This window comes from Yersinia kristensenii (assembly GCF_900460525.1).
GTDB classification, from domain to species: Bacteria; Pseudomonadota; Gammaproteobacteria; order Enterobacterales; family Enterobacteriaceae; genus Yersinia; species Yersinia kristensenii.
On record NZ_UHIY01000001.1, the window covers coordinates 3,882,961 to 3,900,884 of the forward strand.

The following is a 17,924-nucleotide window of genomic DNA, read 5'->3' on the forward strand; positions in this document are numbered from 1 at the left end:
GTACTCATGACCTGTGACATGGGTATGATGACCGCCAACAGGTGCGAACTGTCGGCGGTCGCCCATCTTTCCCAAAATAAAAGCCATCAACGACCATGCTCAGGGTGAGCGGCGGGAGCAGTTAATGACTTTGCCTGCGCATTATCGGTGGCACTCAGTGAATACCACCTGTAATGCCCATCACTTGGCACTCTTTTTATACTTATCTGCCCATGCCTTACCCATATTTAGACAGTCATCGAATATCGCTCCCTTTCTGCTGGCTTGAGAGCAACGGCGGTAATGCTCTACCGCCATATCAGCCCCCATCAGCGCTACAGTGGCGTCATATCCCTGCTTTACCAGCTCATTTTTGACATTTGTATGGATGAACTGAGTTGGATTCATGCTGACTCTCCCACAGCAAACTCACCCAAGTCTGGTATTTGAATTTGCGACATTTCCATCAGAGCTTTTTCTGCCTTTCGTATTTTCTTCAAATGACGACGACGTAGATTCATCATCTGACTACCCGCTCGACCAAAATTTTCAAGAGACCATTTGTTTGCCGCAGTCACCCGATTCTGCATCTCTTCAATTGTCATATCCTTCATTTGGGGTAAATCCAGATAGGCCAGATTTGGCTCCTGTTCCTTATCTGCTAAATCAAGCAACCAACGACGTAAAGCTTTTGCTACTTTAGTTCTCGATAACATGCCGATGAGATGCGCCCCACGAACTGAAAAAATCCTCATTTGAATACACTGTAACTCATTGTTTTCTTTACTGGTCCTCAGTTTGGCTACTGTAGACATACATTCAGTAAATTCATCTTTGTGACGGTTATATAAATTAGCCACCTTCTTGCTATCGGTATACTCAAGCAGATTTGCCAACTGCTCACTGGTAAACCAGATTTTTCCATCGCCATTATTGAAGGGAATAACCTCATGGTTTCTAAACGTTAATGCTGAGATCATCACGTTCTCCTTATCAAAATGAGCCTCGTCGCCCAGAAACACCGCCCACAGAGAAGCCGCCGCTTATACGGTGTTCCTCCGAAGCTCATTTCTGTAAGGCTCTGTGGTTAATAAGCACCGGGCATGGTGCAGGAAAATCAGACATAAAAAAGCCCCGCGATTGCGAGGCTAATGGGGGAACTATTCGCTCTGTCTATTCGACACTTTCTGGAATCTATTCAAAAAATTGTTCAACGGTCGCATACATGGATATGGATACCCATCTCGCATGAAAACAACCCGATTTTCTTCAATACCAGTTATGGTTACAAGCGCGCCATGCTCATCTTGGTATCGCTTGCCGGGACGCGGTAAATCAGTCATTTCAAACATAAATTCTGTATATGCTCAAATATGAATAATCACAAAACGTTAGCGACAGAATTATGCCTTGGTTACTTTAGGGACTCAATCCTGTACATAAAGACGCCCCAACGTTGCAATTCAATTACCGAGACACACTTTATTGATGTACTCCTGCAAGCCCGTTATTTGCTTTGTGGCAATGTCGATGCGCTCTCTGAGACGGAGATAATCCCGCTGAGCGGCGTCAGTAAGTCGGGGGGCGGCAGCATCATCCATGCTGGCGGTGTCGGTTTGGGCACTGGCGGTGGACACACATTGCGCGTTGAGCCACAACCGCCGACGACCAGCGGCAACATCAGCGCGTAAAGCTTCAATCTGAGATTTTGCATCGGCGAGTTCCTGCGTATATTTGGCATCTAAAGCAGCATTTATTTGCTGGCGCTTTGTCATATCCTCAATGGTGGACTGGCGTTCACTGGCAAGCCTTTCAGCCTGTAGATATTTGCTGCGGTAGTGGTCGGTAGTCCAACCCAAGGCTATTAATCCCATCATTGACATCACGACAAAACCTAAAGTGAGACGGCTCATATCACCACCAGCGTACAGCCAGAATTAATCTGGCAATGCCATACATTGCAGGCACAGATACAGCTCCAACGGCCATGACTTTGATTGCAAAAATGACGGCCCGCATGAGTTCGACACTTACTGGAGCGTCAATTTCCAGACCATTTTTCATAGACAACCTCAAAAAGAATCTTTTATACTTTCCCTCGAGGATTTTCTCCGGAACCACTAAAATTCTCGCTCTCTCTTGCTACATCAAGGTGTAGAAATAGAAAACCCCAGACTGTTCGCGCAGCTGGGGTTTTTGCTTTTCATCTATCACTATGAGTTAAATCGTTACGCGCTCTTTCATCCAGCCATAAACAAACGATTCGTTAGCCTCTCGACTCTCGGCCAGTTCCAGATAACGCTCACCCTGCGTACAGTTCAAACCTTTTAGTAAAACAGACTCGCCTTCTTTGCCCCGGTGACGCAAAAATGCTTTCAGGGCGATTAAGGTCCGTGGGCCAATACGGCCATCAACATCCATATCAGGGTAAAGTTTTCCGCGCTGGTTGAACACATTCAGCCAACGCTGAAGCATTCGTGTGGGGACTGATGGCCCCATGTTCACTCCGGTATCACACAGCTCGGTGGCAATGTCTGATGATAACTCTGCTATCTGGTCAAAGCGTGGCCCTGTCCAGTAATCAGCCTCAAGAATAGCCAGCGCTGTTTCTCTTGGCAGATTACGCATATCGCCCGTATAACCGTGCGCACGAGCCACCTTTTGAGTAATACCCCAGCGAGTCGGGCCGCCTTTATCGTCGGGGTGGTTTACGTATTCCCCTTCTTTGCCGAGAATAGCTTCAAAGATGTCATTTTTTGTCATGAGATGCGTCCTCCCGCCAATATGTCACCTTTGCAATATTTCCACCTGCGCCCCATATCGCCAGACAAAATGACAAATTCAAGAGCAACTCTGCCGGGTCAGCACCGGAATATTGGCCGTAGCAGATACGGATAACTATCCACCCCGCAGCCAATATCACCAGATAAGCCAACACAGAATAGAAAAAGCGATAACGTCCTGTTTTCTGATAGAACATCAAACGAACAACGATGAGCAGACAGACCAGAGCATTAGCGGCCAATATCCATGTTTGCCATTCCATCAATCCTCCTCCTTCCCATTTGAGTCGGAATTGATGTGATACTTAGACATCACCCGAAGTAAGACGCTGACACAGATAGTGGACGCCACCAAAGCACCAATGGCTGGCGTTACACGAATGGTGACAGGTGGACTAAGTTGATTCAGTCCGGCATTAATCAAGGCGGCAATAATCTCTGATGCCGTGTCAGCACAGTAAATTCCGCCAATAAATGAAATCAGTGCAAATAACACCTGCCTCCATAAACGATGTGGGTGACTGGAAAGCACATAGAGTGCCGCGCCAGCAAGGGAGCAAACCACCACGGCAGGGGTTGCCTCCGGGAACATCGCCGCAAAAGTCACCCCCGCCGAAGCAGCAGTCACACCCGCTGACAGCGTTAATGGTTCGTACATGATTTATCCGAAATGAAAATAGACAGAAGAGTGGCAAAAAAAAGCCCCACCAAAGTGGGGCGATACATTACAGAGTATAAACCGCCAACTAGCGGAAAAAATATGATGTGGTGCTCGATACTTATCCCGAAGATGTTCAGGCGCTGGTTAACCTGACATCGGGCCAATCTCAGGTGACATGATGAAAATCTCCAGCATTACCCGCGCAGTTACGCTGACACCACAATCGGCTGGGCCATCACTATCGTTGCCTGAGGTACTGATTTCCCTTAGCAATGACCCATGCGATTGTTGTATCACAATTCACATAGGTGCCGGATTCCCCCTTTTAAAACAACAGGGTAGAAGATATGGGACAACCCAGCACCTATGGCAATTGTTCAGCACGCCAAACGCTCCGGGCTATCCCTTCATCGCTAATTAATAAGCTACATCTCAAATCAGTTGCGCTGCAATGTATTATGTTCGAACAATAACTGAGTATATTGTTCGTCTACTGCACCGCTACGTTTACCATCCGGTCCAAAATACCGATCTTTACGACATAACCTCTCTCTAGTATCGCAAAAAATCCCATTAGCAAAAGTAAACGCAGAATAATCGAAATCGCCTAGAGAAGTTAACTGTTCGCCCCTGATTTTACCTAAATACTGACTTGTTAATTCGACAGAAATTCCTTTTGCATCAGCACAAACATATACATCACAAACGACACCTGAAGCAGGCGATTGTAGAACACCTATCATCGTTTTAGCGCTACTAGCGTAGTTCGACAGCATTCCCATAGACAAAACCATCACAGTCAATAATTGTTTAATCAAACATCTCTCCTGAAAAATAACTCAATCTTTAAATCACTCGCTCGAACCCGCATCTTTAGCTTGGAAAGCTGAGGTAATAGCCATTATACGATGACCGCTCGGTGGCTCTTTCAGACAAGCCCAAGTTTGTGATCGGGTAGAAGTAAATCACATACGCTGGCTAGTACGGAAAGAGCCAATGCTCCAATGCTGTAGTAATAACGATGACCAATACTGCAAGTGTCCTACCCCCTTACAGCTATTACTACAGCGGCAGGAATATTACTCAACCGTAAAAAATATTCAACAATCTAATTAATAACAAAAAGTTAGATTTTGTTTCTTTTTACTTCAGAGGTTATTGTTCGATACTTAAAAAGCAAAAACCCGCACAGTGGCGGGTTCGTTGACATTAAGCGGTGTGGCTTTGTAACCACTCTTAACATGATATGCAGGATTTTACGTACGTAAAGTAATTTTCAAAGTGAATTCAATCGAGCAAAAGCTGAGTAGAGCGGCAACCATAAAGTTCAGCCAGCTTTTCAAGTGTTGCTGTGCGCGGTTTTCCTGACTTCTCCATCTGGGATACAGCAGCCTGCGACATACCCAGCTGTTGAGCGACTTCAACCTGTGACAACCTACGATAAATACGCCATGCTGCCTGTAGGGTGACTCCCTCATCTACCATAATAGATATCACTTCATGAGGAATTGTCTCATCATCGCTTGGCCCCTGGATGTAAGGGATTGATACGTAGTCCTCATCCCGATCAGCTGCTTCAAGCAATGCGTTATATTCTTCGATAGAAAGAATTACCGCCTGCTTATTACCGCTCGCATCAGTAATGAATTGAATATCAGCCATATTATAAGCCTCCAGTGATTTAACGGTGCTCTTTCAGGGAAAAAGGTGAACAGTCTTCCTCCACTTCTATAGTCAATAAGTGTTAGTTTGGCGACGCCTAACCTCTTTCACTTCCAAAACCTTTGGCTCACCATCCGTGATATCAAAAATTATCCGATAATCACCCACTCTCATTCGGTACTTTTTATCACTGCCTGTCAGCCTTTTAATATCCAAATCAACTAGCGGGAAGTTAACCAACAATTCAACCTTCTGCTTTATCACTTTTTGGTATCGCGTATCAATTCGGATAAGCTGTTTGGCTGCGATCTTCGACCAAACCACTTTGACCATTATTTCCCCTGAATTAAAAAGCATTCCGTTCCAGATACATATAATATAAGCAATAAAGACTTTCATGTCAATAAACACTTATATTTATATAAGTGTTTTGTTATTTATACAACCTGGTAAATTCTTATGCCTCAGTATTTAAAGCGATCCCCAATTAACCAAACCAAAAGAGCCAGAACCACTACAGAGGCAAGTCCAACCATCAACCCGATCCCATACATTTTTTATTCCCCTGTTCCCGTTAATTTCATCGCTACAGGCTCACGCTGAACATATCTGTCCATCTCCAATGAAATACCCAGCATTAATAACATTCCCTGTATGACACCTTCAGCTTTTTGGAGCCATTTACCAATCGTTCCGTCCGACACTTCATGCTTACGCGCCAGTGACATAAAGGTCATGCCAAACACATAATAATCAATCAGCAAATCATGGAGGTCTGAATTATTCTTGTTCAACCTAGCCATACAGCCGCAAATAACCAGCGCATCATCATCACAACATGCTGGCCGTGATTTGACCTTAGAAGGAATAAGTCCTTTAAAACCTGCTGCAATTGGCGACCAATCCACATCTTCATGATTATTGGCAACCCATGCCCCCCAACGTTCCAATACCATTTGAATGTCACGCATTATGCCACCTTACTCATCTGGCCCTTTTTTAAAACTCTCAAATCTGCTCTGGCCTGTTTTCTTATCTGTTCCAGCTCTTCAACTGTCCATCTGTGGGTTCGATTATCGTTCTCTAATGCTAAAACCCGTTCCTCACCAATTTTTCTAACGAGATTGCGCCGATAACGTCCGATATTTCCTGATTTGTAGACGTTACAGGAGGAACATTGAAGCCAGATATTGTCGTGGGTGAACCGTAAATGACTGGCTGATGCTGTCGTTCTGAAATGTCCCGCATGCCATGAACTGGCGTTGTGAGTCCCACATGAAATACAGCCATCACCATTGGCTAAACAGGTTTCCCGTCGCAAGTCGTTCACCACTCGCTGAGTTAACGCAATCCAATGTGATAAGGGCCGGGCATTCCTGCGACGGATTTTCAACTTATCCGCTCTTTCTTTGGCCTTTTTCTCAGCCTCATTTTTACGAACAAAAGCAATGGCACACTTTCCTCCGCAAACATGTTGAAACGGGCGTAACGGAGTAAATTCATCTCCGCACATTTTGCAGTTTTTGGGTTTGCGAGGCTTCATTACGCAACCTGCTGTTGTTTGAGTTTCTGATATTCGCAGCGCTCTGGAATAGTCAAATGACAACCTATTCCAAATGCCCAAGCTTCAATCTGATTTAAATAGAAATGCATATCCCCCGTATTTAAATTCGAGGTTTTCTTCAAAACAGAAATAACCGTCACCTCCCCCGTTCGAAGGTCTATAATTTCCTTTTCTTCATAACCGAGAAACATATGCTTCATACTGTCCTTGACCCATTCTGGCGTGGCAAATGAATTCCCGTTCTTTTTCAGGTAATGGCTTATTTCTGAATACCACAAATGACTAAGACTATTTTGACTTATACTTCTTTTATCCCGCCACTCGGTAATGACGACCCGATATCTTTTCTTCGTGGAGACGAGTTCTTTCAATAATTGCCAAAATGATAGCCGTGTGGTTTCATGGAAACAAAACTCTATCTTTTCCATATATCAATCCGATATATTATATCGCAAGGAATAATAAATTTAAGCTGCTTGCCTTTTTTTTATAAAATTCTCTTCTCGTACCAACTCACCTTTCATTAAGACGTCATTAAAATCCCCTTCGTCGGGATAACGTATTGTGACATCAATCAAATCATTCTTTGCCAGAAGGTTAGCATGAGCACAGGAAAAGGCCGCATATTGCCCTGTTGCTGAACTCTTATCCTTATCTGCAAAAATAATTAAATGTTTAACGCCTGCGGGAACAATAAACTTACTCATAAAACCACTGTTAATTGTCGCCCATGTATTTACACCATAAATCTGATAAGCAGATAATGCAGTTTCAATACCTTCTGCTATTCCCAGCGTGGACGATACCGGAAACATCCGTATTGCAACCGAGCGCGTATATTCCAAATAATTTTCCTGTTGTAACGCCTTCATTCGTTTGGTACTGATATTTCCCAGTTGTGCTTTTTTATCTCCGTCCAACAATGTTCTGTGTAAATAACATAATTCACCGTAGCAATCTGTCGCCAATGAATAAAGCGTCTGATAAACACGTCCGGCATGAAGTTGATTATCGTCAAACTTAATGGCATCAGTCGGTAAAACATTAATTCCGCGATTTCTTAAGTACCCTTCTCCGGTTGTTCCTCTTAAACGGGAAAGATTTACATATCGGTTAATCACTTTCTGGCGTTGATTTTGTCTCTCATCATTATTGGGAACACAAACATGTCGGTAATCATTACCAATCAGTTTGTCTATTTCCGCACACAGTTCACTAAATGGCTTGTTCTGTGTTCGGATTAACAGTTTCATCCCATTGCCACTGCCACAACAGCAAATCCATGTTCCTTCACCGTTTCGGTCGTCTATGCGGAATTTTCCCTGACTTCCACAGACCGGACACTCCCCCTTGTAATGTCTTTTCCCTGTCACTGGGGGCAACCCAAAGTATTCGAAAATTTTAGGCCAGTGGCCTTTTGCGGCTTCCAGTGTCTTCATGCTGCGTTACTCATCTTGCCGTGTTTCTGTCGCCACTTGGCATAAGCAATCTGTTTGTGTTTGATGTAGTTACTCACTTCCGGCGTTAATTCCATTGGAAAATCACTGAGTCCACGAGGCCAGACACCAAACTTGTCTTTGTAGGTATGAGCACACCAACCATCTGAAACAGGTTTCCCCATCGCCTCGCGCTGACGCTGATAAAACTTAATCTGTGACCACCACGCCTGCTTTTGGGACTGAGTGTATACACGCTCTTTCTTGTTGAGTTTATTCAGTCCACGGTTTGTATCCGTATCAACATCTTCACCGGCCAGCGGCTTAAACCCACATTTAGGGCAAACATAGACAGCCGCAGGTTTCATGAAATGGCAGGAAGGACACTCCTTCGGGAGTTTTTCGGCCTTTTCTTTCGCCTGAGCACTGGACGAAGGTTTCATGCCATCGTTCTTGCCCGGGAGTTCGTCATACTCAATTGCATCAGGAAAACCGAGACGATGAACGGTGCCACTGTGATCGAATATCAGGCAGGACTCTTTGCCTTCCGCCTTCCTCAATCCACGGCCAATTGCCTGTAACCAGCGGATCTCGCTTTTCGTTGGTCGGGCATAAATCAGGCAGCGAACATCACTATCAAAACCAGCAACCAGAACACCCACACTGACAATGATTTTTGTCGCCCCTGACTCGAAACGGCGGATCATCAACTGACGCTCATCATGTGGTGTTTCGGCTACCATCACCTCGGCATTAATCCCCGCCTGACGAAACTGCAATGTCACATGATTGGCATGGGCCACATTCACACAAAAAGCTACCGTTGGCAGGTCTTTACCGTGCTGTAACCAGTTATCAACGATATCTCCGACCAGCGCTGAACCATTCATGATTTCAGCCAACTGCGCCTCGTTGTAATCACGTCCGTAAGCCACTGTCTCCTGCGTTTTTACCCCGGTTAAATCTGGTTTGGTCGGCGCGTAAAATTCGTAGTGACTCAAGTCACCACGTTTGATTAATTCACCAATGGTGGTTGGCTTGATTAAGCGTTCGTAATAGCGCCCCAGCCACGCAGAAAACGGCGTTCCTGACAACCCAATGGTTTTTATTTCTGAGTCTCTAATCACTTCCAGAATAGCTCTGCGCTTCATATGCGCCTCATCGATGATGATAAGGTCGATGTTATCGGGAAAATCCCTGCGAATAAGGGTGTCCGCACTGGCAATCTGGATCAGGCGACTCAGGTCATGGTTTGGGTGATCACGCCAGATGAAGCTGATCTCATCTTCCGGCAACCCGTACTCAATGAAACGCTGTGACGTCTGGTTAATCAGGATGGTAAACGGGGCAATAAATAAAACCCGCATACCGCGATCAATAAAACCCTTGGTGATAAACGCAGATAATCCCGTTTTACCGCTTCCAGTAGGTGAGTACACCATGAACGTGCGGTTATCCTTCCAACCGCTTCTGAGCATATTCAGTGCCCGTTCCTGCGCAAAATTTGGAGTAATATTCAACATACTCCCTCTCTCACTTGCCGTTAGTCGCCGATACCACATCAACACCGGAGGCGCTGAACCTGACAGCTCTGCCAGAACGGAGCAGAATGAATCCCTTTACTCCTCGAGTCTCCAGAGCACACACTTTCCGAATCGAACGCTTACGAGGAGCATTACCATCAATCTCCACCACGCATTTCTCACCCTCCTGACAGGTAATGAGATAATCGACCCGACCAAAACCACTGCGACTCCCAGGCATCGGTGCAGGATAATTCGGTGTCAGGCTATAGCCCGCATTTCGGATCTTTGATTCAAAGAGATACAGGAAAGTGATCTTGTTTTCGATTTCGTCTGGCAGGAATGCCCCTTGTACCAGAGCTATCAGGTTCTCTTTGAGTGACATGATAATTTCTCCCATTAGCAGTTAAACAATTAGCATTCTGGATATTTAGACGTCTATATGTCTGCGTGTTTTGGGTATACCCCTATACAGTGATCTACTTAACCATCTGTGTTGTCTGGTAGAGCTTTACCAGCGGGGTTGCACCCCACTACCCCGCAGGCACGTCCCCCCAACCCCCCTCTCAGGCATTGTTAAATAAAAATTAACAAACATAACAACCCTGTATCATTGGGAGGTGTTCCACCGACACCTGATATCTTTCAATCAGCGTGTTCCTCAGGAACGTGGTGTTCCTGCCAGGGGCGGTGGAACGGTATACCCCTGTAATGCTCTGCCCTGATTCTTCACAAACAGACGAAGCCTTGTATTCGCCTCTCGTCTTGCCCTGTTTTCACGTCTGAATGAAACAGGCTCAGAATCAAACGTTTCTTGATAAACAGCCGCATACTTAACTGCGACTCTTCGCCTCAGCGAAGGTGGCAGCTGTAGCAGTTGCTCTCTAATCCATGCCTCATCGTCTTTACAGAACGCGGTTGGCATGTCGATATGTCTAAATATCTGTGAATACATCCGGGTAAAGATCCTCTTTCTTCAATCCAGTCACCCGAACAAAATCTTCAATCCGTTTCCGGGGTAAATACCCCTTTCCACGCTGCTTCATCAGCGTAATCGCCTGTTCAGATACTCCTAGCCGTTGAGCAAGGGTTTTTTGTTTCCCCCCTACTGCCTGAACTGCTTTCTCTAACGGCGTCATTGGTGTTTCTTTCATAACGCCCTACGCTTAATAAACAAAATAAACACAACGTTAATTTAAATCAACACAAAAATCAACAAAATGGGGGTTGGAAAATCTAAACATAATGTTTAGATTTATAGTCAGAGGGGTACACTCATGAGTAGAATTTCAGAAAGAATCAAATACTTACTTAAGCAAGAAGGATTGAAACAAAAAGATCTAGCAGAAAAACTTCATGCAAGTCCGCAAACAATCCATAACTGGATAAAAAGGGATGCCATCAGCCGTGAAGCAGCGAATCAGATTAGCGAAACATTTGGCTACTCTCTTGATTGGCTCTTAAAAGGCGATGGAGAACCTAAGAAGAAAAAAACTTCGGATTTACATCCAGAAAAGCTCCCAATTTCACCCTGGGACAGCTCTACTCCTCTGGATGACGATGAAGTAGAAATACCATTTTTTAAAAGTATCGAACTAGCCGCAGGGCATGGTTGTTGCATGTCAGAAGATTACAATGGCTTTAAATTGCGCTTTTCTAAATCAACTATACGGCGTGCAGGAGCATGTGCAGAAAATGTTGTCGCATTTAGTGTCCACGGTGGAAGCATGGATCCTGTAATCCCTAACGGCGCGACTGTAACGGTCGATATGGGTAATAAAATAATCAAAGATGGCGCTATCTACGCCATAGAACAAGATGAGTTATATCGCCTAAAACTTCTTTACCGTTTACCTGGTCACCGCCTAAGCATACGAAGTTATAACAGGGACGAATATCCTGATGAAGAAGCAGATCTAAAATCAGTAAAAATCATAGGTCGAGTTATTCACTGGTCAGTAATGGCGATCTAGTCGTAACGATATATATTCGAATACCAAACCCTGCTTCTAGGCAGGGTTTTTTCATCGTTTTAGTCTCTCCTCCCTCTTTAAAAATCAACACAAAGTGTATTTTTAAAAGAACGAAAATAAACATTTTGTTGACAACAAAATCAAAATGGTGTTTACTATAACCATCACAGAAATACATCTGATCACAAACTACAGCAGCACGCAGCCCAGCGTTAAGGGCAACAGCAAACAGGCAGGACGCCCACGAAGTAGCCGCCAGCGGCGTATGAATAGCTGGATGATTTGCCGGTAGTGAATAGAGGTTAAAGAAAGATGGATAGCAACGAGTTAAAACATGTAATTACCCTGCTTCTTGAGAATGTTGAGCGTCTACAACAAATTGAACCCAATGCAGGCACTGAGGCCCGCATTTGGTTAGCCAGGAAAGCACTCCTTGATAGCGAAGAACGTTATCGTGGATTCGCCGAATAAGGTTATTTCAGTTTTTGAGCCAAAATATCCCATCTTTTTTGGAGATATGGCCAGTAATCAAGAGAAACAGTAAAGATAATCTCTGAATTCCCCTTGGGGATGAAGGCAGGAGGAAACAATATGCCTTTGCTGACAAGGCTTCTGGCTACATGATTATTAATTTTTTTAATGACCTGACGGTTGGAATGAGCAAGGCAAAAAGAAAGAAGGTATCGCTCTTCATCAGTGAGCTGATCAATAACGCGGTTAATCTTTTTTGCCTTTCCTGAAGCTCGGTGTCTGTCACAAACATCAGGAAGTAACGCTAAAGCAATCTGGAATATGTATTTCAGGATTAACGTGATGGTGAATGCAACAGCAAAACTGCAAATTTGGAGAGCATACGGTATACCGATTTTAGCATTGATTAAATCCCTGAAATTATCAGGGACGAAAATCAATATTACCGACCAGATAACAACTGTGACCATAAATTGCTCAGATGATTTCTCAATAAAGGATTTAGCTAATATCGTAAGACTAGATAACATATAAAATAAAAAATTACTTGTTAAGGGGTTTTTATATATTACCACAGAACTTGTTGTAGGGGTATAACAAGACCACCGCCGCCTGAGGTGGATAAATAAGTCAGGCACTCAAAAAGAAAGGCTTAGGATTCCATCAATTAACAGTGGAATAAATTTGTACAGTATTAACCCCTGAGCCTTTCTCTGTGAGTTACCCAATTAAACATGTGTGAATTCTTATTAATTCGCGCAGGGGATTACTACACCTAAAAACCAACAAGTATTACGCCACGGAGTGAGCGACGTAATCACTTCCCAGCCCCGAAGAGGGATCGACTGGCTAATGAGTTCTTTAAAGTGAATTTATCAAGCGTCTGTATAGGCGCTTTATTAAATTCATTTGGAGGAATCAATGAATCCACGTTTTGACGCATTTCTGAGGATTAATACCAACAATGTTTGGCGCTCTCATTCCGAGCGCAATGCTGCTTATATGACTTTCATAGCTAATATGAAATGCAAATATGTGAAACACAATAACCTCGACGAAAACACAATCGGCGGTGCTTATATATCTGACCACGATGACTTTACTCGGTTTATTTTAAGCGAAGTCAATAAACGTTCAAATAGCATTTACAGAGATAAATAAACATGAAAAATCCAACAATGAAAATCGAAATCACTTTGACTTGTTCTGGTCACGAATCAGAAATGACCGCCAAAACAATTGGTGAAAATATGGGTAATGCGTCCCTTCGCACAAAAGCATTCTTTTTTCTCTTCAAACAAGCCATAGCCAATAAAGAATTCTTGGAAAAGCAACTTAAGAATGCTGAGAAAGCCTCTGCTGCCGCTGCGATACTGGAAGTATTAGCTGATGAAGAGGAATGTAACTGCACTGAATGTCTGAATAAAAAACAAAATAACCCAATTAGCGCTGTCGAAGTTGTCATTCACTGAATGTTTTGTTGAAAAATTTATCCGGTGCGCCGTAAAACCCCGTCCTTCAGGGCGTGGAGGATGTCAACAGTCATAAGTTTGCATGGAGCACCAAAAACCCTCGTTCCTCACCAGTTCGGTTTTTTTTGCTTTCTGATGTACATCATCAAAAAATCAGTTTTTGTTAACTTCCTTGAAATATTCTCTAACCACTGCTGCATATTTTTGATTGATTTCATACGACATTATCAAGCTCCCTTTAATGCGGCGTCGATGATGGGTGCAGGAGATAAACCGCTTCCTTAATAAGCTTGTGACAGACACATTATCTGGCGATAACCACGCTGAACTTGAGTTAGCAAAATGTTTCAAGAAGCTTCTTTCGATAGGATCTAGATTTTCAATATCGCGAATAATGGCAATCTTTGCTTGCTGTGCTTGCTTATTCTTCTCATCAATCATGGCAATCTTTTCTTGATGTTTCTTCCACTTATTCATTCCCCGCTGAACAGCATCAACAATAACGAACGCCAGCGCGAACAAACAAAGTTGCCCTGCAAAAGGAATGTTCGACTTCTCATAAATCGACTCGGTAAATCTTGCTGGCATAAATAGAATAAGAAGGCACCAACCGATAAGAACATACATGACTTTCACCACTGGCTCGCTGCCAAAAATCTTGGCAATCCAGACTGAGATCCATTCGGGCATTTTGAAACTCGCAAACTGTAGGGGTATCAAAATGCTATCACAAAATCTCGTTGTAGGGGTATGACGGGTGCCACCTCGCCTGATGTGGATAAAAGCAGGCAACAGACGCTAACAGCGTCGAATAGCATAGAGTGTTGTTTACATTCTTTCCTTGGTGTAGGTAAACGCTTTGCCTCATGGATTACAGAGCGCATCCCTGAATATGAATTTGTTGAAAATCAGGACTATGTGATTTTTTCCCAAAATCGGGAAAAAATAGGTAGAGGGCGTCCAAGCATTGACTACCACCTCACCCTCGATACAGCTAAAGAACTGGCGATGGTTGAGCGCAACGAAAAAGGTCGTCAAATACGCCGATATTTTATAGAGTGTGAAAAGAAACTGCGCCAACTAGCAACATCCACCGAACAATCCAAACATAGCAAAGTCCTTCTCCGATTTTATGGAGAGCAACTTATTAGCTCTCAACGTCTACCTGATAATTATTTCATCGGCCCTATAGAAACTTTTATTGAAGTTTTCAAACGAAAAGGCCTGCTCGTCATTAATCCCGACGATCTGAAAAAAATAGCTTACTAATTCATAGCAACAGGAGTCACCCATGATTATTTCAATCAGGGGTGGCACCTCTATGGGTGCTACCTCAAAAAACTATCTGCTTTATATCCAGCATCATCCTTCTAATTGTTTGACCTCAAACAACTTTAGACCACCGCCCTCTAAAACCTTGTGGCAACAATTTATTGAATTAATTAACCGGAGATTAGAACCATAAATATATGAAAATGGTAAAATTAGACCGTATTAGAAGTCTAAAGTAAAAAACTTAACTAATTATCCACGCAGCAATCATTAACGAAATAGTCGTAAGAACAATAACAACAATACTAATTAAACGAAGAGCAATATTCATCAACTTCATATTCTAACCACTAAATATATAACAAACGCAACTTTATCAATTTTAAATATATTAAGGATATTACATCATGTTCAAGCCCCGCGATTAATTCAGCTTTTACCATAAAAAATATCAAATTCTCAACAGTGAAATACATGATCTCTAGCAAACATTTGGCTTTAAAAGTATGAGCACGCGTAGCTAAGGCCGTAAGTCGGAGACTTCCATCATGAGTATTGGAAGAACAGTAAAAGAAAGCATTGAAAACCGAAAAGAACACATTCTGGATGCCTTGTATTACCGCAGAAAGGGACTAAGAAAAGCAAAACAGTCGTGCTTGAGTCTGGCGAAGCTGGAGCGATTAAACCAGCGCTATTTCTTGGGTGAACAACCATTTTAGGGGGAACTATGCAAACTAAAGCGGTTTACAAAGCAATTGCTGCTGTAGCAAAAGATTTATCAGAAAGCGGTATCGCAAAGAACAGTCGGAATGCTCAGCAAGGATTTCAATTTAGAGGTATAGATGCGGTTTACAACGCCCTGTCCCCTGCACTGGTTCGCAATAGATTGGTGATCCTTCCGCGTATTGTTGAGCGAACAGTTTCAGAACGAACAACATTAAAGGGCGCATCACTTTTTTACGTTGTTGTTAAAGCTGAGTTTGATTTTGTCGCAACGGAAGACGGTAGCACTCATACAGTAACAACATTTGGCGAGGCTATGGACTCAGGGGACAAGGCAACAAACAAAGCTATGTCGATAGCCTATAAATACGCAGCGTTTCAGACATTCTGTATTCCAACGGAGGAAACCGCAGCAGACCCTGACGCAGAAACACACCACCCAGCACCAAGAACTTGCGACGAGATACTGGCCGATTTCACCGCTCAGGCTGCTGACTGCCAAAACGTTAGTGAATTGCAGTCCATCTATAAAGCAGCGTGGAATGCTATGGCATCGTCAGCAGAACACCAACAGAAATGTATCGATGTATACAAGCTCCGTGCTTCTGAATTGAAAAAAGTGGCATGACCCCGACAAAGGCAAAGTGACAATGACCGAAAGAGAACGAATACTTAAGGAAATTGCTCTTGATGCTTTGAAGGCTTTTGACTGCGCCAAACGAGGCCAATCGCACCCCAGAATATATAAACACGGATATGTTTATGCTGGGATGCTGCGCAGAATCAATACCATTGCATCAATGAATCCGCCCCTACCTAAATGGATGACTGAGGAAAGAGAATCATCCCGCAGGAAAGCAATATCTGCCTATTTCGCATCACTGCCCGAAAGTAACAGGCAATCATACATCCGCACCAGCAATACTTCTGGTCGCGGTGGGTTTGGCGACTAATCTTTTACACTCGATTCCCCCACAATCAATATCTAAGCAATAGCATATTAAGTTAATTAAGGATTTTTTTGATGAAATCTATATCACTAACTGAATGGGCAGACTTGCATTACTCTGCCCCACCACCGCTCACTACCCTAAGACGTTGGGCCAGAAATGGGAATATTTATCCCCCTCCAGAAATTCATGGCAGGCAATATCAAGTCTCCCCTGATGCAATCTATATCAAACCCAACAAATTCAGCAAAACAGCCCCCACTCGACCAGCGACCAAGATAAAAACCAAACCTTGCCCGTTAGTGGAGAAAATAATCGATGAAGAAAAGGCCGGCAAAATATGATGCCAACCTGCCGCGCAACCTAACCTACCGAAAATCACGGAAATCGTTCTACTGGCGCAATCCTCTAAACGGGAAAGAGATAGCATTAGGCCAAATATCCCGGAGAGATGCGATTGCTCAAGCTATAGAGGCAAATCATTATATTGAGAAAAATTACTCGCCAATTGCTCTACTGGAACAGCTCAAAGGCGTCCATGAATACACCATGGATAACTGGTTAGAGCGATATGAAATTATCCTGCAACGTAGAAAACTAGCCGCCAACACTTACAAGGTGCGGGCAGGTCATATCAATACGATCAGAGATAAATTCGCCGATAAAGTTCTTAGTAAAATCACAACACTTGATATTGCTGAATTTCTGGAGTCATGGGTTGAGCAAGGAAAGGCAGCAATGGCAGGTACATTACGCTCTGTTCTCTCTGATGTCTTTCGTGAAGCTATCGTTGCCGGACGAATAGAAGTCAATCCGGTAACGCCAACAAGAGCGCCTAAAATTACCGTCATGAGAGAACGTCTTGAATACGAGCAATATATTGCTATCCGCAATGCTGCCGAACAGCAACCTGCGTGGTTTGCATTATCGATGGATTTAGCACTCGTCACCGGCCAACGCCGTGAAGATGTGGTGAAAATGAAGTTTATCGATGTACGTGATAACCGACTATACATAGAGCAAACTAAAACAGGGGCAATGATCGCTATTCCACTGACTCTGACGCTGAAATCTGTCGGTTTAAGCCTTTCAAACATTATTGACCGCTGCCGACAAGTAAGCCGAACAGATTTTCTCATCAGTTCTGGTATTAGAAAAAACAGTCCTGACGGCTCTATTCATCCCGATGGATTGACCAAGGGGTTTGTCAAAGCGAGGCGATATTCTGGATTATCTTTCTCCCACTCTCCGCCATCATTTCATGAGATACGAAGCCTGTCGGGACGTTTGTATGAAAAAGAATATGGGAAAGAATTTACGCGAAAGTTGCTGGGACATAAATCAGAAAAAATGACCGATAAATACCTTGATACACGGGGCAAAGAATACGTGATGCTATAACATTTCCCCCGTTTTTAAGACGGGGCTATCCCCTCGCCAAAAAGACCGAATATG

The 17,924-nt window shown here is 43.6% G+C and carries 30 protein-coding genes; 9 read left to right on the forward strand and 21 right to left on the reverse strand.

Annotation, left to right across the window (positions count from 1 at the left end):
• Positions 1 to 180: 180 nt before the first annotated feature.
• From DX162_RS17860 to DX162_RS17950, 19 genes are all read right to left on the reverse strand, one after another.
• Positions 181 to 387 (reverse strand): hypothetical protein, encoded by a 207-nt coding sequence (locus DX162_RS17860; protein ID WP_032821314.1) that lies wholly within the window; start codon positions 385 to 387, stop codon positions 181 to 183.
• Positions 384 to 959: a BRO-N domain-containing protein gene (locus DX162_RS17865; RefSeq protein ID WP_032821313.1), complete on the reverse strand. Its 576-nt coding sequence runs from the start codon at positions 957 to 959 to the stop codon at positions 384 to 386. Before DX162_RS17865 ends, DX162_RS17860 begins: the two co-directional genes overlap by 4 nt.
• 180 nt (positions 960 to 1,139) lie before the next feature.
• The gene (locus tag DX162_RS17870; RefSeq protein ID WP_071777732.1) at positions 1,140 to 1,331 is read right to left on the reverse strand and encodes a DUF4222 domain-containing protein; all 192 of its coding nucleotides are present in this window, start codon (positions 1,329 to 1,331) and stop codon (positions 1,140 to 1,142) included.
• A gap of 111 nt (positions 1,332 to 1,442) precedes the next feature.
• Positions 1,443 to 1,892, reverse strand: coding sequence for a lysis protein (locus DX162_RS22785; protein ID WP_115155883.1), 450 nt, complete (start codon positions 1,890 to 1,892; stop codon positions 1,443 to 1,445).
• Position 1,893: 1 nt separating this feature from the next.
• A complete protein-coding gene (locus DX162_RS22340; protein ID WP_004393631.1) occupies positions 1,894 to 2,043 on the reverse strand; it encodes a hypothetical protein in 150 nt (49 codons plus the stop codon).
• Positions 2,044 to 2,199: 156 nt separating this feature from the next.
• Positions 2,200 to 2,742: a glycoside hydrolase family 108 protein gene (locus DX162_RS17885; protein ID WP_032821312.1), complete on the reverse strand. Its 543-nt coding sequence runs from the start codon at positions 2,740 to 2,742 to the stop codon at positions 2,200 to 2,202.
• Positions 2,729 to 3,025 carry a phage holin family protein gene (locus DX162_RS17890; RefSeq protein ID WP_032821311.1) on the reverse strand — a complete coding sequence of 99 codons (297 nt, stop codon included), beginning with the start codon at positions 3,023 to 3,025 and terminating at the stop codon, positions 2,729 to 2,731. Before DX162_RS17890 ends, DX162_RS17885 begins: the two co-directional genes overlap by 14 nt.
• Positions 3,025 to 3,420, reverse strand: a complete 396-nt coding sequence (locus tag DX162_RS17895) for a putative holin (protein WP_004393629.1) — start codon at positions 3,418 to 3,420, stop codon at positions 3,025 to 3,027. Before DX162_RS17895 ends, DX162_RS17890 begins: the two co-directional genes overlap by 1 nt.
• 440 nt (positions 3,421 to 3,860) lie before the next feature.
• Positions 3,861 to 4,205 (reverse strand): YcgJ family protein, encoded by a 345-nt coding sequence (locus tag DX162_RS17900; protein WP_373368410.1) that lies wholly within the window; start codon positions 4,203 to 4,205, stop codon positions 3,861 to 3,863.
• Positions 4,206 to 4,710: 505 nt separating this feature from the next.
• Positions 4,711 to 5,085 carry a helix-turn-helix domain-containing protein gene (locus DX162_RS17905; protein ID WP_004393662.1) on the reverse strand — a complete coding sequence of 125 codons (375 nt, stop codon included), beginning with the start codon at positions 5,083 to 5,085 and terminating at the stop codon, positions 4,711 to 4,713.
• A 72-nt stretch (positions 5,086 to 5,157) separates the two neighbouring features.
• Positions 5,158 to 5,418 (reverse strand): type II toxin-antitoxin system RelE family toxin, encoded by a 261-nt coding sequence (locus DX162_RS17910; protein ID WP_032821338.1) that lies wholly within the window; start codon positions 5,416 to 5,418, stop codon positions 5,158 to 5,160.
• 224 nt (positions 5,419 to 5,642) lie between these two features.
• Complete coding sequence (locus DX162_RS17915; RefSeq protein ID WP_004393660.1) at positions 5,643 to 6,056, reverse strand: antiterminator Q family protein; 414 nt, start codon at positions 6,054 to 6,056, stop codon at positions 5,643 to 5,645.
• The gene (locus DX162_RS17920; protein ID WP_098080850.1) at positions 6,056 to 6,628 is read right to left on the reverse strand and encodes a recombination protein NinG; all 573 of its coding nucleotides are present in this window, start codon (positions 6,626 to 6,628) and stop codon (positions 6,056 to 6,058) included. The genes DX162_RS17915 and DX162_RS17920 overlap by 1 nt, the downstream gene beginning before the upstream one ends.
• Positions 6,628 to 7,077, reverse strand: coding sequence for a YbcN family protein (locus DX162_RS17925; protein ID WP_098080851.1), 450 nt, complete (start codon positions 7,075 to 7,077; stop codon positions 6,628 to 6,630). Before DX162_RS17925 ends, DX162_RS17920 begins: the two co-directional genes overlap by 1 nt.
• Before the next feature lie 39 nt (positions 7,078 to 7,116).
• Positions 7,117 to 8,088 carry a toprim domain-containing protein gene (locus DX162_RS17930; RefSeq protein ID WP_098080852.1) on the reverse strand — a complete coding sequence of 324 codons (972 nt, stop codon included), beginning with the start codon at positions 8,086 to 8,088 and terminating at the stop codon, positions 7,117 to 7,119.
• Positions 8,085 to 9,608, reverse strand: coding sequence for a DEAD/DEAH box helicase (locus tag DX162_RS17935; RefSeq protein ID WP_098080854.1), 1,524 nt, complete (start codon positions 9,606 to 9,608; stop codon positions 8,085 to 8,087). The genes DX162_RS17930 and DX162_RS17935 overlap by 4 nt, the downstream gene beginning before the upstream one ends.
• A 10-nt stretch (positions 9,609 to 9,618) precedes the next feature.
• Complete coding sequence (locus DX162_RS17940; protein ID WP_032821335.1) at positions 9,619 to 9,993, reverse strand: hypothetical protein; 375 nt, start codon at positions 9,991 to 9,993, stop codon at positions 9,619 to 9,621.
• A 276-nt stretch (positions 9,994 to 10,269) separates the two neighbouring features.
• Positions 10,270 to 10,563 (reverse strand): hypothetical protein, encoded by a 294-nt coding sequence (locus DX162_RS22650; RefSeq protein ID WP_098080857.1) that lies wholly within the window; start codon positions 10,561 to 10,563, stop codon positions 10,270 to 10,272.
• Positions 10,544 to 10,762 (reverse strand): YdaS family helix-turn-helix protein, encoded by a 219-nt coding sequence (locus DX162_RS17950; protein ID WP_004393640.1) that lies wholly within the window; start codon positions 10,760 to 10,762, stop codon positions 10,544 to 10,546. The genes DX162_RS22650 and DX162_RS17950 overlap by 20 nt, the downstream gene beginning before the upstream one ends.
• Positions 10,763 to 10,885: 123 nt before the next feature.
• Between DX162_RS17950 and DX162_RS17955 the strand changes: the two genes are divergently transcribed.
• Entirely contained in the window at positions 10,886 to 11,581 is a 696-nt protein-coding gene (locus DX162_RS17955; RefSeq protein ID WP_004393639.1) for a S24 family peptidase, read from the forward strand.
• Between the two features lie 312 nt (positions 11,582 to 11,893).
• Positions 11,894 to 12,052, forward strand: a complete 159-nt coding sequence (locus tag DX162_RS22345) for a hypothetical protein (protein ID WP_004393638.1) — start codon at positions 11,894 to 11,896, stop codon at positions 12,050 to 12,052.
• A 2-nt stretch (positions 12,053 to 12,054) separates the two neighbouring features.
• Here DX162_RS22345 and DX162_RS17960 read toward each other — a convergent pair whose 3' ends face one another.
• A complete protein-coding gene (locus DX162_RS17960) occupies positions 12,055 to 12,522 on the reverse strand; it encodes a super-infection exclusion protein B (protein WP_032821320.1) in 468 nt (155 codons plus the stop codon).
• Between the two features lie 693 nt (positions 12,523 to 13,215).
• Between DX162_RS17960 and DX162_RS17970 the strand changes: the two genes are divergently transcribed.
• The gene (locus DX162_RS17970; RefSeq protein ID WP_098080860.1) at positions 13,216 to 13,524 is read left to right on the forward strand and encodes a hypothetical protein; all 309 of its coding nucleotides are present in this window, start codon (positions 13,216 to 13,218) and stop codon (positions 13,522 to 13,524) included.
• 153 nt (positions 13,525 to 13,677) lie between these two features.
• Here DX162_RS17970 and DX162_RS17975 read toward each other — a convergent pair whose 3' ends face one another.
• Positions 13,678 to 14,214: a super-infection exclusion protein B gene (locus DX162_RS17975; RefSeq protein WP_004389938.1), complete on the reverse strand. Its 537-nt coding sequence runs from the start codon at positions 14,212 to 14,214 to the stop codon at positions 13,678 to 13,680.
• Positions 14,215 to 14,274: 60 nt separating this feature from the next.
• On the opposite strand from DX162_RS17975, the gene DX162_RS17980 reads away from it, so the two are divergent.
• The 6 genes from DX162_RS17980 (at position 14,275) to DX162_RS18000 (ending at position 17,870) form a co-directional block, all read left to right on the forward strand.
• On the forward strand, positions 14,275 to 14,793 hold the full coding sequence (locus DX162_RS17980) for an antA/AntB antirepressor family protein (RefSeq protein ID WP_080548257.1): 519 nt from the start codon (positions 14,275 to 14,277) through the stop codon (positions 14,791 to 14,793).
• Between the two features lie 551 nt (positions 14,794 to 15,344).
• Positions 15,345 to 15,515 carry a hypothetical protein gene (locus tag DX162_RS22350; RefSeq protein WP_004389936.1) on the forward strand — a complete coding sequence of 57 codons (171 nt, stop codon included), beginning with the start codon at positions 15,345 to 15,347 and terminating at the stop codon, positions 15,513 to 15,515.
• 8 nt (positions 15,516 to 15,523) lie between these two features.
• Complete coding sequence (locus DX162_RS17985; protein ID WP_004389935.1) at positions 15,524 to 16,147, forward strand: ERF family protein; 624 nt, start codon at positions 15,524 to 15,526, stop codon at positions 16,145 to 16,147.
• Positions 16,148 to 16,169: 22 nt separating this feature from the next.
• Positions 16,170 to 16,472 (forward strand): hypothetical protein, encoded by a 303-nt coding sequence (locus tag DX162_RS17990; protein ID WP_032819547.1) that lies wholly within the window; start codon positions 16,170 to 16,172, stop codon positions 16,470 to 16,472.
• A 71-nt stretch (positions 16,473 to 16,543) separates the two neighbouring features.
• Entirely contained in the window at positions 16,544 to 16,813 is a 270-nt protein-coding gene (locus DX162_RS17995) for an excisionase (RefSeq protein ID WP_032819545.1), read from the forward strand.
• Positions 16,788 to 17,870, forward strand: a complete 1,083-nt coding sequence (locus tag DX162_RS18000; protein WP_004389934.1) for a tyrosine-type recombinase/integrase — start codon at positions 16,788 to 16,790, stop codon at positions 17,868 to 17,870. Before DX162_RS17995 ends, DX162_RS18000 begins: the two co-directional genes overlap by 26 nt.
• The last annotated feature ends 54 nt before the right edge of the window (positions 17,871 to 17,924 follow it).

Bases quoted from the DNA above. Each gene is read 5' to 3' on its own strand.
- DX162_RS17860 (WP_032821314.1), bottom strand. From the start codon at position 387: ATGAATCCAACTCAGTTCATCCATACAAATGTCAAAAATGAGCTGGTA.
- DX162_RS17865 (WP_032821313.1), bottom strand. From the start codon at position 959: ATGATCTCAGCATTAACGTTTAGAAACCATGAGGTTATTCCCTTCAAT.
- DX162_RS17870 (WP_071777732.1), bottom strand. From the start codon at position 1,331: ATGTTTGAAATGACTGATTTACCGCGTCCCGGCAAGCGATACCAAGAT.
- DX162_RS22785 (WP_115155883.1), bottom strand. From the start codon at position 1,892: ATGAGCCGTCTCACTTTAGGTTTTGTCGTGATGTCAATGATGGGATTA.
- DX162_RS22340 (WP_004393631.1), bottom strand. From the start codon at position 2,043: ATGAAAAATGGTCTGGAAATTGACGCTCCAGTAAGTGTCGAACTCATG.
- DX162_RS17885 (WP_032821312.1), bottom strand. From the start codon at position 2,742: ATGACAAAAAATGACATCTTTGAAGCTATTCTCGGCAAAGAAGGGGAA.
- DX162_RS17890 (WP_032821311.1), bottom strand. From the start codon at position 3,025: ATGGAATGGCAAACATGGATATTGGCCGCTAATGCTCTGGTCTGTCTG.
- DX162_RS17895 (WP_004393629.1), bottom strand. From the start codon at position 3,420: ATGTACGAACCATTAACGCTGTCAGCGGGTGTGACTGCTGCTTCGGCG.
- DX162_RS17900 (WP_373368410.1), bottom strand. From the start codon at position 4,205: ATGGGAATGCTGTCGAACTACGCTAGTAGCGCTAAAACGATGATAGGT.
- DX162_RS17905 (WP_004393662.1), bottom strand. From the start codon at position 5,085: ATGGCTGATATTCAATTCATTACTGATGCGAGCGGTAATAAGCAGGCG.
- DX162_RS17910 (WP_032821338.1), bottom strand. From the start codon at position 5,418: ATGGTCAAAGTGGTTTGGTCGAAGATCGCAGCCAAACAGCTTATCCGA.
- DX162_RS17915 (WP_004393660.1), bottom strand. From the start codon at position 6,056: ATGCGTGACATTCAAATGGTATTGGAACGTTGGGGGGCATGGGTTGCC.
- DX162_RS17920 (WP_098080850.1), bottom strand. From the start codon at position 6,628: ATGAAGCCTCGCAAACCCAAAAACTGCAAAATGTGCGGAGATGAATTT.
- DX162_RS17925 (WP_098080851.1), bottom strand. From the start codon at position 7,077: ATGGAAAAGATAGAGTTTTGTTTCCATGAAACCACACGGCTATCATTT.
- DX162_RS17930 (WP_098080852.1), bottom strand. From the start codon at position 8,088: ATGAAGACACTGGAAGCCGCAAAAGGCCACTGGCCTAAAATTTTCGAA.
- DX162_RS17935 (WP_098080854.1), bottom strand. From the start codon at position 9,608: ATGTTGAATATTACTCCAAATTTTGCGCAGGAACGGGCACTGAATATG.
- DX162_RS17940 (WP_032821335.1), bottom strand. From the start codon at position 9,993: ATGTCACTCAAAGAGAACCTGATAGCTCTGGTACAAGGGGCATTCCTG.
- DX162_RS22650 (WP_098080857.1), bottom strand. From the start codon at position 10,563: ATGTATTCACAGATATTTAGACATATCGACATGCCAACCGCGTTCTGT.
- DX162_RS17950 (WP_004393640.1), bottom strand. From the start codon at position 10,762: ATGAAAGAAACACCAATGACGCCGTTAGAGAAAGCAGTTCAGGCAGTA.
- DX162_RS17955 (WP_004393639.1), top strand. From the start codon at position 10,886: ATGAGTAGAATTTCAGAAAGAATCAAATACTTACTTAAGCAAGAAGGA.
- DX162_RS22345 (WP_004393638.1), top strand. From the start codon at position 11,894: ATGGATAGCAACGAGTTAAAACATGTAATTACCCTGCTTCTTGAGAAT.
- DX162_RS17960 (WP_032821320.1), bottom strand. From the start codon at position 12,522: ATGGTCACAGTTGTTATCTGGTCGGTAATATTGATTTTCGTCCCTGAT.
- DX162_RS17970 (WP_098080860.1), top strand. From the start codon at position 13,216: ATGAAAAATCCAACAATGAAAATCGAAATCACTTTGACTTGTTCTGGT.
- DX162_RS17975 (WP_004389938.1), bottom strand. From the start codon at position 14,214: ATGCCCGAATGGATCTCAGTCTGGATTGCCAAGATTTTTGGCAGCGAG.
- DX162_RS17980 (WP_080548257.1), top strand. From the start codon at position 14,275: ATGACGGGTGCCACCTCGCCTGATGTGGATAAAAGCAGGCAACAGACG.
- DX162_RS22350 (WP_004389936.1), top strand. From the start codon at position 15,345: ATGAGTATTGGAAGAACAGTAAAAGAAAGCATTGAAAACCGAAAAGAA.
- DX162_RS17985 (WP_004389935.1), top strand. From the start codon at position 15,524: ATGCAAACTAAAGCGGTTTACAAAGCAATTGCTGCTGTAGCAAAAGAT.
- DX162_RS17990 (WP_032819547.1), top strand. From the start codon at position 16,170: ATGACCGAAAGAGAACGAATACTTAAGGAAATTGCTCTTGATGCTTTG.
- DX162_RS17995 (WP_032819545.1), top strand. From the start codon at position 16,544: ATGAAATCTATATCACTAACTGAATGGGCAGACTTGCATTACTCTGCC.
- DX162_RS18000 (WP_004389934.1), top strand. From the start codon at position 16,788: ATGAAGAAAAGGCCGGCAAAATATGATGCCAACCTGCCGCGCAACCTA.